Consider the following 12,122-nt stretch of genomic DNA (forward strand, 5'->3'; position numbering starts at 1 on the left):
TCCTGGTCACGGGTCGTCGACGTCTGAGTGAGTACCCCACCGCTACCGCTGTGAGTACGCGCACTCACGTGGAGGCGGTGGCTTGATCGAAGACTTGGCACATGAGAACCCTTGTCTCGACGAGCGCGGTCGCTCGCTCCTCGCGCTGCCTGCGGCCCACGCTCGTGGTAGCAGCCCTCACCACTATGGCGCTCACCGCCTGCGGCACGGAGAAGGCGGACGCCGGCAGACCGCAAAGCAAGCACGTTGACACCGCCGGGGCCCGGCCCAACTCGGCCTTCACGGAGATGCTGAGACAGGTCGCGCAGTCGTGTCCCCCGAGCGCTGCGCCAGAGGCGCCGCCGACCGGTCCGGCGGAGACGTTGCCGCCTGGTTCGGTGGAGACACCGCCGAGCGATGCGATCGAGCCGATCGCCCCCACGGCGGGGCCGGAAGTGGAGCTGAACGCTCGCGACTGGTGCGCGGGCGTTCGCCATGAACAGCGCATCGCCCAGGAGTTGTGGGATCTGGCGGATCCCAACCCCACTCAGGTCAGGGCGATCCTGAACGCTCTCGGCTACATCGACGAGCGCATCCACGACCTTAAGCAGTCCGGAACGACCACACGGTTCTACGTAGACCTGCGCGACCGAGGCGGACGACTCTGCTTGGACGGCTTGGCGGCCGGCGAACAGACCGTCGTCGAAATGTGCGTAGCCCCCGCGATCGGCCCGTTCACGCCTCAAGAACAGTAGCCACCAGCTCGGACTGTGCACAGCCCGGATGCACACCGGACACGTCCTGCCTCACCCTGCCCGCCTTTGGTACCTCGGCCCACGCCGAGCTGCTGGTTGCCTACCTCGTTCGCTCCCTGGACCGGCCCGAACTGGACTACGACCAGACGTCCGCCCTCGGCGCCCAGCTCCACTTCGATGCAACCCACAGAACCGACCGCGCCGACCACTTCCTCACGCCGGACAGACTGTGGACGCAGGCGCATTCCCATCGGCGTGAGCTGGAACCTGCGGAATGCCGGGAGACCATGACCCGGTTCAGCTCCTTCGTAAAAGAAGCCGCTCGGCACTGGGCGGCAGGAGGAGGGCGATAACCCCAAGTTGCCGGGAGTCGCCCGGTCGCACAGCACGGTGAACGCCACCGTAGGCTGCCCGCATGCCGACCGACAACAGCGCCGACAGCGTCGTCAAGCACTGGCAGGAGTACTCCGACGTGTACGACTTCCTGGAGCAGATCCGTTTGCGCCCCGGGATGTGGCTGCCAGGTGGGTCGCTCCAGCACCTGCAGTCCATCCTCACCGGCTACCGCGTGGCGCTCGCCGTTCACTCCGCACACGAGCCCTTCGCCTTCTGGCCCGAGGAAGACTTCATCACCTGGCTCCACGAGCACTACGGGACGTCAAGCTCTCTGACCTGGGCCGCCGAGATCGAGCGGCACACGCCAGCCGACTCCACGCCGGTCGATGAGTTCTTCCGGCTCCTGGACCACTTCCAGCACGACATCACCAGGAAGCCGGCCCTCGCATGACACGTGGGATCGGCTCCCCGGCATCGAGTACATGAGCAACACGTTCGTGACCCTCTTCTGGCGACGCCGCCTCCTCGCCGAGGCTGTCCGGCAACTTGAGAACCGCGGCTTCCGCGTCGTCCATCTCGAAGCGCATGCATGGGAGACGGAACGTGACATGCACCAAACTGTCGCCGCAGCCCTGCGGTTCCCCGACTACTACGGGCACAACCTGGACGCCCTCAACGACTGCCTCGGAGACATCGCCTGCTTCGGGCCCTACGAGGAGACCGCCGAGGGAGTCGGACTCGTACTGTCCCTCACCGACTACGACCGCTTCGCCGCCGCATCCCCCAGAGCGGCCCAGATCGTGCTGGACATCATGGCGGACCAAGCCCGCCGAGCGGCAGTAGTCCAGCGACGCTTCTTTGCCCTCGTCCACAGCAACGACCCCGGCATCCGGTTCGAGCCGGTGGGAGCCATGCCCGTCATGTGGAACAGCGCCGAATGGGCCGACTCCAGCCGTCGTTGAGAACACAGCCCGGAAGCAACTCGTGGTGACGGCGTCTGTCACGCGGCCGTGGACCTCCAGGCCTCGGTGACGCATCCCTCTTCCCAGTGCCACCACCCCTTGGCCGCACCATGCTCCAAGAGCCGGCGAAGCTGCCGAAGATCGGCATCCGGCGGCACGTCCAATGCGACCATCCGGAACTGCTCGATGCCCTCGCCGGTCGCACCGAGGCGGTGAAAGACGTCCAGCACGCTCTGCCGGGCCGCGGCAGAGCCACCGTCCTTGAGAACGATCAGCCGGATGGTGCAGTTCTGCGACGCCTGAACGGTCTCTGCGGCCCAACGGACGCCGCCCTCGTCGAGCTCCACGCGGATGATGTCGTCGCTGGCGACTCCGCGGACGAACCATGGGGTGTTGTCCAAGCGGACTGTTCCGTCACCGAGATCGATCGCCCACAGGCTCTCCACGCTCGCCGGCGGCCAGCCCTCCTCGTCCACGTCCATCCGGAAGTGGACCTTCACATGGTCATCAGTCACGCTCGTCACGGCACCATCATCCTCATTGTCAGCGCCTCGAACTAGCCTCCGCTCGTGACCCCTGAACTGCTGGCCTCTCTCGCTGTCCCGCTCCCTGCGGGCCGGATGATCACATCCGATGAAGGAGACGGGGCGGTGCAGCCACTGTGGCTGAGCGACTCCCTCGGCTTCTGCCGAACTGTGGGCGCGGCTGCTCGCCGAGCACAACACCTCAGGACTGAGGCCACTGCTTCTTGACGCCCACGACCCAGGCGACGCCGAATTCCGGCCCTGGGCGTCCGGCGAATTGTTCCCTGAACGCATGACCGCACCCCACGCGCACAACCCGGCCGAACTCCTGGCGCAGTGGTGGAGCGCGTACGCGGAGACCGACGAGGGCGACCACTCGCTGCCGCCGGACGAACGGCTTGCTGTCATCGCGCCATTCGGACAGGCCTGGCCGGGCCCGCTCGTCAGCGATGACCTCGTGACGGGTACCGATGAGATGGCCGCGGAGTACGCAGAGGTCTTCGCCGCCCAGCACCCCCAGGCGCGTCTCGGGCTCGTCGCCGCAGCCTGCGGCGCGGACGCGCTGACGGCCGCCGGCTGGGGCGGGCCGGTCAACTACGACAACGACACGGCCAAGTTCTCCGCCGTCGTGCGCGACTGGGAACGCCGCTTCGGCGTGCGCGTCGTAGCGGTCGGCTTCGACACCCTCCACCTCAGCGTCGCAGCACCCCCGACGAACACGCAGGGCGCCCTCCGGGTCGCTGCCGAGCACTTCGCCTTCTGCCCGGACAACATCTGGCAGGGCTCCCACCCCTACACCCTCGCTGCCTATGCGGAGCGCCTCGTCGGCATGAACAGCTGGGACTTCTGGTGGGACTGACCCTTGGCGCAAGTGCCGTTATGAGGCGTCGGCGTAGGCGAGGTGGGTGCCACACATGGTGCAGCGGAAGAGCATCGCGGTGGCGCCTTCGCCGAGGTGGGTGAGGAACTGCTCGAGTTGGGCTGCGTCATGCCATCCACCAAGGCGCAGGTCGTGTCTGAGTTGGTCGAGAGCCTCCGGGTGGGCTACCAGTTCGCTGTAGCCGACCTCGCCGATGAAGGCGGCTGCCTCGTGGCAGTGGACGAGCCAGTGCGGGTCCTGCCAGGCATGGAAGCCGGGGGTGCGGCGGGTGACCTCGTCCAGAGTCTCCTCGCTGACGCCGTCGAGTCCGCAGGAGTCGATGAACTCGCCGGCGAACCGCTCGGCCGCGCTGCCGTCTGCGATGCACCAGGGGCAGAAGCGCCCGCCGACCTTCTGGGCGGTGTAGAAGGACGCGGTGTAGATCCACCCTGTGGCACGGTTGCAACAGGCACAGCTCTCGGCGCTTTCACGGATGGAGCCGCTGGCGAGCGGATCAGGGTGGTAGCGGAAGGCGGGCAGATCGGAACTCACTGGAGCAGTCTGGTCGCAAGGCAGCCCAGTGATCAAGCGGTCAGCGTGTATCCCAGCCTCGCAACGGAAGACGGGCGCTCGGCGGGGAATGATCACTCGGTCTGCGGGAAGAGAGACCTTCAAGGCGTCGAGGCCTGCCTGGCCAGGCGCTGTCGTGAACACCCCGCACATCCTGGCGTGAACCCGTAATCGGGCCCATGGTCGGGGTTGTGGTCGGGCCGCCCAAACCTGCCTCTCCCGCCCCCGACCAGACAGGCAGCCACCACCCCCGACCACCACCACAAGACCGCGGCATGCCCACTGGCCAGCCATGGCCGGCTCCATGGTTGGGCCGACCAAGAAGAACCTGTCGCCTTCCAGGCAGTGTGCACACTCTCGGCTGCACAAAGGTCCCCACGCTCATCGTGCAGGCGCCTGCACAACGAGGATGAGGGCCCTGCACGCTCGCCGAGTGCGCACGCGGGCATGCACACTCGCCCCCAGCTGCACAGTCGCTCCGCTGGTGCACATCCGGCGTGCCGTAACCCGTATCCCGGTGCTGGCGCCCATCCTGCCGCGGGCCGTGGTCGGGCCCATGGTGGGGCCGACCATGGGTTTCGTGACCGGTTCGTGATCGTGGTCGGGGTTGCGTGGTCGGTGGTCGGGTCGGGGCTGACGGATTTCCTCAAGGTCAGCAACAACCATTCCTGACCTGGGAGTCTGACCATGCCTCTGGGCAAGAAGTCCTCGCGCGGCGAGGCCGCCCCCGTGATCGCAGCGGGGGTCGAGTTGGAGAAGATGCGGCGGCGCGTGCGCCTGTCGCGTCTGGCGCTGTTCACCGCGATCGCCGCCGGGCCCGTCGCCCTGGCCGTGGCGGTGGTCTCCGGTCCGGCCAGCGCCGAGGCCGCGGCCCCCGACAGGCCGGCCCCGGTGCGCACGGCGGCCGCTGCGGCCGACCCGGCGGGCTATGCGCAGGTGTTCCTCGACGCGTGGCTGCGCAGCAGTGCGGATGAGGCGGGCAGTGTGCAGGCGCGGCTTGCGCAGTCCCTCGCGCCGGACGTCGCCCTGCCGGACCCGGCAGCCGGTGCACAGTCGAAGCTGAGGTCGGTGACCGCGGTGCGCAGTGTGCAGCGCGACGGGGGCGCGTGGGCCGTGACGGTCGCTGCGCAGTACGCCGACAGCACGGTTCGCTACTTCGACGTCCCCGTCGCCGCCGACACACGTGGTGCGTCGTTCGCGGTAACCGGCGCCCCGGGGGTGGTGGCCGGTCCGGCCCGGGCCGCAGTGCCCAAGTCGCCGTACTCGGTGAATGTTCCGTCCGACGGTGCCCTGTCGTCGACGATCGGGGAGTTCCTCGGCGCCTACCTCACCGGTACCGGAGAGGTCGACCGCTACCTGGCTCCCAGGGTGGAGCTCGCGCCCGTCTCCCCCGCCCCCTACACGACGGTCACCGTCGGCGAGGTGTCGGCGGTCGAGGAGGCCGCGGCCGCCGGGCCGGTGCCGGCCGACGGGACGAAGGTCCAGGTCCGGGTGCAGGCCGAGGCGCGTGATGACTCCGGGCGGTGGCCGCTGGCCTACCAACTCGCGCTCACGGCCCGCTCCGGCCGGTGGGACGTCGCCGCGCTGCAGTCCGGAACGGTCCAGGGCGGGGGTGCGCGGTGAACACGATGGGTGGCGTGGTGCTGGCCGGGAAGATGGACAACCTCGGCGACAGCTGGATCACCATGTTCGAGGACTGGGCGACCAAGGGCCTGCAGGCGGGACTGATCGTGCTCGTCGTCGTCATCATGGTCCAGCGGTTCAGCCTGAAGGCCGGGATCGGCGCCCTCTTGCTGATGATCATCGCGCTGGGGCTGTATGACTCCCGCGAGGACCTCGCGGACATGTTCACCGACGAGGTGAGGAACCCTGCCAACGGCGCCCCCGCCGTCCCTGGCATCGTGCAGGGAACCGACCTGGCCGCGCGCGTGGGCTCCGAGGGCGCGGGAGGCCTGCTGTGAACGCGGCCGCCGCGAGCCGGGTGGGGCGTTTCTACACAAGCGCGCGCCGTCATCCGTGGGTGCTGGGTAAGGTCGCCGACTGGAAGATTCCGCTCGGCCCCTACACCCCCGCGCAGATCGCCGTCCTCGTCGGCGGTGGGTTCCTCCTCGTCAAGACCATCAGTTGGTGGTCGTGGATGGGCCCGGTCCCCGTGGTCGCCTGGGTGCTGGCCGTGTGGGCGGTACGCCGGCCGAAGGTAAAAGGGCGTGCCCCGCTGCAGGCGGCGCTGGGCTGGGTGCTCCTGGCCTGGCAGCCGCAGGGCGGCCGTACCGGGGGCAGAGCTGCCCGCGACCACGCCTCCCGTCCTGTACTGGGTGGCTTCACCGTCGAAGCCGCATGCCCGGCTGTTCCTACGGCAGTTCGGCGGCGCGCCGCCCAGCCGGCTCCCGGCCGTAGGTCGCCCCGGGACCGGGAGGCCCGCGGGTCGGTGTGCCGGCCGTCGGACGGCCGCGGCCGTCCGCGGACGCGGCCGGTGCCGGTGCCGGTGGCACCGGTGTCGGGTGTGCAGCAGCTGCTGGCCCGTGTCCAGGAGTCGGGGGGTGTGCGGTGAGGGTCCCGGTCCGTCACATCGCAGGCAACCTGGTCTGGTCGACCCAGGGAAGCGTGTGGGCCGTCTACCGTCTGCACCCCAGTCCCGACGCGAAGGGTAGACGAACGGACACCGTGCAGGGCACCTACGTGCCCGCCGCGGCCCGGGAGGAGCAGCTGGCCAAAGTCACGCATCTGGTGAGGTCCCTGTCCGGGGCGCCGCGGCTGTTCGGGCTGTGTGCGCAGGCCGATCCCGGTGAGGTCGCCCTGAGGATGATCGAGGGCATCGGGCCCGCCGGGCAGGCGCCGGGTGCGGGTGCGCATCCGTGGGTGGAGAACGTCGAGGCGACCCTGGGCCTGCTGGAGGGCCAGGAGATGCACCGCCGCACGCTGTGGCTGGCGGTGCCCCTGCCGAGCGAATCGGGCGGGCAGGCGGCCGCGTCGCTGGGAGCGATGTGGGCAGACGTCGCCCCCGTGCTCGGGATGCGGGCCGGACCGGTGACCCGCCGTAAGGTGACCGCGTACCGTGAACAGGCAACCCGGGTGGAGGCCGCGCTCGCCGGCGGGATCGCGTTCCGTCCTGCCCGTCCGGCGGAGATCGTGTGGATGGTCCAGCACGCCCTGCACCGCGGCCTGACGGAACCGCTGCTGACCGAGGCCGAGACCAGCACCCTGTACGGCGGGCACGTGCAGGGCGGGGTGCTGCGTTCTCCCAGCTACGCCGACCTGGGTCAGGCGCGCCTGCAGGAGGGTGGCATCGACCCGGCGCTGGACGATGCCGGCGAGCTGAACGGCTCGGGCCGGATCACGCGGTCGGGCCGCACCGCCTGGTGGCGGTTGCGGGCCGGGTCGCCGCTGCGGCGGCGGTGGTTGCAGGTCGAGTCCGACGCCGGGGTGGGCTACCAGGCGCAGCTCGTCCTGGCGGAGTGTCCGCCGGCGGTCGGTGCGGAGGCCGCGGATCTGTTCGCGCAGTTGGACATGCTCGACTTCCCCGTCGACTACACCGTCGATCTGACGCTGGTGCCCGCGGAGAAGGCGCGGGACCAGGTGCGGCGTAAGAAGAACGAGCTGATCGACCAGGCCGACCAGTACGACGCCCGGCCCACCGGCATGCCCGCCTCCCTCACCGACGCCGCCCGCGACCTGGGCGAGCTGGACGCACGCCTGTCCCGCACGTCCGTGGAGGTGGAGGTGCAGTCGGTGACGGTGCTGACGGTGTGGGGGCCGACCGCGGCCGTCTGTGACGCCCGCGCCCGGGCCCTGACCGCGCTGCTCTCCGGCGCCGACTACCGGGCCGTGCGCCCCGCCGGACTACAGGAAGCCCTGTTCACCCTGGGACTGCCCGGTGCGGCGAGGCAGGGCGTGGTGCGGGAGTTCACCCAGCACCAGGTCTCCGAGGACTGGGCCCTGTCCGGGGCCTTCACCACCAGCGAGGTCGGCGACCCGAACGGGATGTTCCTCGGCCTGGACCTGGACTGCGGCACCACCCGCCCCGTGATGATCAATGTCGCGGACGCTCCGAAGCAGGATGCGTCGGCGTCGATGGGGATCGTCGGGGACTTGGGCGCGGGCAAGAGCGTGCTGCAGAAGCTGATCGCGGAGGCCGTGTGGGCGCGCGGCGGGTGCGCGATCTGTATCGACCGGACCCCGGTGCGCGAGTGGGCCACGTTCGCCCGAAGCGCCGCGAAGGGCCGGGTGCAGATTGTCGACGCCGCCCGGGCTGAGGTGTCCATCGATCCGCTGCGGATGTTCGACGGGCCGCAGGGCCGCCATTACGCCTTGTCCTACCTCACCCTCCAGCTCGGGATCGGCCCGATGAGCACTAGCGGCGAGGTCCTCCACCACGCGGTCGAGCGGGCCGCCGCCGGCGAGAAGCCGTCCATGCACCGCGTGCTGGACGTCCTTGAGGAGATGAGCGCGAGCGAGGCGGGCAGGCGGCAGGACGCGGCGGCCACCCTCGCCGGCCTCGTCCGGGTCGTGGCGTCCAATGCGCTGGCAGCGATGGTCTTCGATCCCGCGCTGCCGCCGGTGAGGCTGGATGCTTCCAGCGCCTCCGACATGATCGTGATCACAACAGCCGGACTGAAGCTGCCTCCCAAGGCCGCCTTCGACAACCCCGAGGTCCTGCATCAGCAGCCGCTGGAGGCCCTGATCGGGCGCGCGGTGCTGTATCTGATCGCGGCGCTCGCGCGGCAGACCGCGTTCGAGGACCCGCAGCGGTTCACCGCCGTCGTCCTGGACGAGCTGTACTGGCTCACCTCGTCGGCCGAAGGAACCGCCCTCGTGCACGAGATCCTCCACGACGGCCGCAAGCACGGCGCCGGCCTGATCGCCGGTTCCCACGACGCCGAGGAACTCGGCCCGGACCGCGGCCTGATGGCCTACCGGGCGCTGGCCCGCACCACCGACCGGGCGCGCGCCCGCCGCGGCCTGGAGTTCATCGGCCTCAACCCCGGTGACGAGGAGCTGGTGCGGCTGGTGACCGCGGGGCTGTCCCCCGTCGGCCGCCAAGGGCGGGAAGGCGAGTTCCTGCTGACCTGCCCGCGGCAGAACACCGGCCGGGTCAAGATCGTCATCCCGCGCATCGCCCGTATCGCCGCGTCCATCACCACCACCCCGGGGCATCGCAGCACCTCGACCGCAGCCACGGCGACCGATGTACCCGAGCCGTCAGCCGACTCTGCCGGTGTGAAGAGCGGGCAGGTCTGACCATGGCACGTCGTCCCAGTCCCGGCACGCTCCGCTCGACCGGCTTCACGGTGCTGCTCGCCGTGGTGTTCGTGATGGTCAACAGTCAGGTCGTGTACGCGGCCGGCAGCAGCAGCGAGACCGGTGACCTCCTGGCGCCGCTGAACATCCGCTCCTCCGAGGGCGTGCCGATCAACGGCTACGAGCTGAACGCCGAGGGCGGATCCGTCGTCGCGTTCAAGACGCAGGCGCTGGCGTTCGCTTTGTCGGGGCTGTTCACGCTGATCCGGCTGCTGGTGGGGCTGGCCGGGTGGGCGATCGAGGTGGCCTTCCGGTTCCCGCTGCTGAGGACCCTTGCCCGGCCGGCGCAGGAAGTCGCGGACGCCTACCACGATGTGGTCGTCGACGCGCTCGGGCTGAAGGGGCTGCTGCTGGCGTGGGCGTTCGTGTTCGCCGGCTTCATGCTCGTACGCGGCCGGGTCGGCCGCGGTCTGGGGGAGATCTTCCTGACCCTGCTGATCGCGGCGTTCGCAGCCTCGGCATTCGTCCGTCCCGACTACCTGCTCGCTGCCGACGGGCCGCTCGGCCAGGCGCAGCAGGTGGGTGCCGAGGTCGCGCAGCGCAGCGTGAACGCCTATGACTGGGGCGGCAAGATCGCCAGCAAGTCCCCCTGTGACGGCATGGCCGGCCGTCAGGAACTCAAGTGCATGCAGGAGCAGGGCGATGGGCCCGTCGCGGCGGCGGAGGTGGCCCGCCCGGTCCAGGACTCGGTCACCAATGCTCTGATCGTCAAGCCGTACATGCTGCTGCAGTACGGGCGGATCCTCGACCCTGCCAAGGAAGGCGACCGCAAGGCCTACGCCGTCCATCTCAAGTGGATCTCCGGAGGCTACACGGCAGGAAGGGCCAAGGACCCGGAGAAGGAAGAGGACCCCTGCGCCCGGATCAAAGGCCCCGCCAAGGCGTACTGCGAACGGGGACAGGAGGGAGGCGACCGCGGCAATGAAGACCTCGACGACACCCTCCCGGAGTCGTTCGGCACTGGCTCCGACCTGCTGAATGAAGCGCTCGTGCCGTCGGAAGAGGAGCAGGAGTTCACAGCCTTCCTGTCGGACATGAAGAAGGCCGGGGACGTCGGCGAAGCCTGCGCTGCCTACGCCGCAAAGCCCACCTGGTGGCGGGTCGGCGGCGCGCTCCTGCTCCTGATCGGCGCCCTGTTCATCTGCGGCATGCTCCTCTCGTCCGCGATCGTGCTGCTGGGCACCCAGGCCGTGTGCGCGGCGGCCGCCGCCGCAGGCGGTGTCGCGTTCATCGCGGGCATGCTGCCGGGCCCGCCGCGTCAGTCGGTGTGGAAGTGGCTGTCGCTGTGGGGGATCGCGGTCCTGGCCGTGGTCGGGATCTGCGCGTTCATCCCGTTCTTCGGGATCGCCGTGGATGCCACCATCACCAGCGGACCCGACCTGATGGTGGAGCGGATCCTGCTGATCGACGTCCTCGCGATCGCCGGCGCGGCCGGGCACCGCAGGCTGCTGACGGGCATCGCCTCTTTCGGCCGGCGGATGGCCATGCGGATGCGCTACGCCAAGGTCGGCGGCACCCACCTGCCCGGCGACACCTCCGAACTCGGCGCCACCCTCGCCATGAACTCCCCCGCCGCACTGGGCGGATACAGCACAGGCGGCGGGCTGCGTGCCCTCACCGGCGGCGGGGGCGGCCGGTTCGGGATGCTCGGCACTCGGCAGCGGCTGATGGGGGCGCTCGGCTCCCTCGTCGACGGGGCGGGCATGCCCGTGGACACCGGCCAGGTCCTCGCCGATGCCACGGCCGAGGCCGGACGCGGACTCGCCCCGCTGACCGCGGCCGCCGCCCTCGGCGGAGCAGGCGCACGGCTCGGCGCCAAGGTCGGGTACGGGCTGCTGATCGGACGCCGTCCGGACCCGGAGCAGTTGGCGAAGTGGCGCAAGCCCACCGCAGCCGGCGACCCCGACAACGGTGGGCCCGACCACGGCACTCCCGGGCCGGGCGGCCCGGGCCAGGGCGGGACGCCACGTCCCGGTGGACCGGGAGGCGTCGCGGGGCCGCCGCGGCCCGGTGGTCCGCCCGACCGGTACCGCGACGAGGACGGCGAGGTCGTCGACCGCAGGACCGGGCAGGTACTGCACGACCAGAACAGCGACCGCACCCTGCTGTCGACGCGTGCGCACAACCGGCTGGTCCGCTTCCGCGGCTACCGCCTCCTTCACCGCGGCGGCCGCACCGCCTACGCAGCCACCGCCGGGCTGCCGGCCAGCGTCGGCAAGGCCCGGACACAGGGCTCCCAGTTCTCGCGCGATGCCCGCCAGCAGGTCCGGGTGTGGGGCAACACACTGCGCGAGGACGGACGGGCCTGGACCGCCACCGGCCGCCACGTCGGCCGGGTCCTGCAGGAACACGCCGACGACCGCGGCGGACCCGCCCCGTTCACCAGCCGCCGCCTGCCCCCCGTACCCACGCGACGAGACGCGACCAGCCCGGAGGTATCCCCGCACCCCAGCGCTCCGCCCACCAGCCTTCGCCCCTCCACGGCTTCCCGGGGCCTGTCGGCTCCCGCCCGGCCAGGCGGAGCCCGGCCCGAGAGCAGGGCGGAGGAGCGCCCGGCAGCGCCGGCGGCTCGCCGGACGGGCAGCGAGCCGATTCCGCGCAACCACGGTGGCCCCGTCCTGCCCGGCGGTGGCAGGGCCCGCAGCCAGGCGCGGGAGGAAGCGCGGGAGCGGATGCAGGAGTTGATGCGCAGGACGGCGCCCGACGCCGAGCGTCTGCGCAGCGAACGGTCCCGGCCGGACGACCAGTCAGGCGAAGGGGGTGAACAGGGGTGAGGCCTGTCCGGCGTCGCCGTCTGGCGCGGTGGGGGTGTGCGGGGCTGCTGCTGTTGTTCGGTGCG

At 70.6% G+C, this 12,122-nt stretch carries 12 protein-coding genes; 10 read left to right on the forward strand and 2 right to left on the reverse strand.

Features of this window, described 5'->3' with window-relative positions; all coding sequences use genetic code 11:
- Window positions 1-101 precede the first annotated feature (101 nt).
- The 4 genes from ACGH52_RS00300 (at window position 102) to ACGH52_RS00315 (ending at window position 2,032) form a co-directional block, all read left to right on the forward strand.
- Entirely contained in the window at window positions 102-734 is a 633-nt protein-coding gene (locus tag ACGH52_RS00300; protein ID WP_399936605.1) for a hypothetical protein, read from the forward strand.
- Window positions 689-1,087, forward strand: coding sequence for a DUF6000 family protein (locus ACGH52_RS00305; protein ID WP_399936607.1), 399 nt, complete (start codon window positions 689-691; stop codon window positions 1,085-1,087). The genes ACGH52_RS00300 and ACGH52_RS00305 overlap by 46 nt, the downstream gene beginning before the upstream one ends.
- Before the next feature lie 62 nt (window positions 1,088-1,149).
- Complete coding sequence (locus ACGH52_RS00310; RefSeq protein ID WP_399936609.1) at window positions 1,150-1,521, forward strand: hypothetical protein; 372 nt, start codon at window positions 1,150-1,152, stop codon at window positions 1,519-1,521.
- Window positions 1,522-1,552: 31 nt separating this feature from the next.
- Window positions 1,553-2,032: a barstar family protein gene (locus ACGH52_RS00315; protein ID WP_399936611.1), complete on the forward strand. Its 480-nt coding sequence runs from the start codon at window positions 1,553-1,555 to the stop codon at window positions 2,030-2,032.
- Window positions 2,033-2,070: 38 nt separating this feature from the next.
- Here ACGH52_RS00315 and ACGH52_RS00320 read toward each other — a convergent pair whose 3' ends face one another.
- Window positions 2,071-2,556 (reverse strand): DUF4265 domain-containing protein, encoded by a 486-nt coding sequence (locus ACGH52_RS00320; RefSeq protein WP_399936613.1) that lies wholly within the window; start codon window positions 2,554-2,556, stop codon window positions 2,071-2,073.
- Between the two features lie 292 nt (window positions 2,557-2,848).
- Here ACGH52_RS00320 and ACGH52_RS00325 point away from each other — a divergent pair, with 292 nt between their 5' ends.
- Window positions 2,849-3,415: a DUF4253 domain-containing protein gene (locus ACGH52_RS00325; protein WP_399936615.1), complete on the forward strand. Its 567-nt coding sequence runs from the start codon at window positions 2,849-2,851 to the stop codon at window positions 3,413-3,415.
- Between the two features lie 18 nt (window positions 3,416-3,433).
- On the opposite strand, the gene ACGH52_RS00330 is transcribed toward ACGH52_RS00325, so the two are convergent.
- Window positions 3,434-3,967 carry a CbrC family protein gene (locus ACGH52_RS00330; protein ID WP_210976138.1) on the reverse strand — a complete coding sequence of 178 codons (534 nt, stop codon included), beginning with the start codon at window positions 3,965-3,967 and terminating at the stop codon, window positions 3,434-3,436.
- Window positions 3,968-4,672: 705 nt separating this feature from the next.
- Between ACGH52_RS00330 and ACGH52_RS00335 the strand changes: the two genes are divergently transcribed.
- From ACGH52_RS00335 to ACGH52_RS00355, 5 genes are read left to right on the forward strand one after another with little or no spacing between them, the layout of a single operon-like run.
- Window positions 4,673-5,608: a conjugal transfer protein gene (locus tag ACGH52_RS00335; RefSeq protein WP_399936617.1), complete on the forward strand. Its 936-nt coding sequence runs from the start codon at window positions 4,673-4,675 to the stop codon at window positions 5,606-5,608.
- A 5-nt stretch (window positions 5,609-5,613) separates the two neighbouring features.
- Window positions 5,614-5,946, forward strand: a complete 333-nt coding sequence (locus ACGH52_RS00340) for a hypothetical protein (RefSeq protein ID WP_247700584.1) — start codon at window positions 5,614-5,616, stop codon at window positions 5,944-5,946.
- Window positions 5,943-6,536 carry a hypothetical protein gene (locus ACGH52_RS00345; protein ID WP_399936619.1) on the forward strand — a complete coding sequence of 198 codons (594 nt, stop codon included), beginning with the start codon at window positions 5,943-5,945 and terminating at the stop codon, window positions 6,534-6,536. The genes ACGH52_RS00340 and ACGH52_RS00345 overlap by 4 nt, the downstream gene beginning before the upstream one ends.
- Window positions 6,533-9,223 carry an ATP-binding protein gene (locus ACGH52_RS00350; RefSeq protein WP_399936621.1) on the forward strand — a complete coding sequence of 897 codons (2,691 nt, stop codon included), beginning with the start codon at window positions 6,533-6,535 and terminating at the stop codon, window positions 9,221-9,223. Before ACGH52_RS00345 ends, ACGH52_RS00350 begins: the two co-directional genes overlap by 4 nt.
- Before the next feature lie 2 nt (window positions 9,224-9,225).
- The gene (locus ACGH52_RS00355) at window positions 9,226-12,057 is read left to right on the forward strand and encodes a hypothetical protein (protein WP_399936623.1); all 2,832 of its coding nucleotides are present in this window, start codon (window positions 9,226-9,228) and stop codon (window positions 12,055-12,057) included.
- The last annotated feature ends 65 nt before the right edge of the window (window positions 12,058-12,122 follow it).

This window comes from Streptomyces sp. BBFR25, assembly GCF_044590125.1.
Lineage (GTDB): Bacteria > Actinomycetota > Actinomycetes > Streptomycetales > Streptomycetaceae > Streptomyces > Streptomyces canus_D.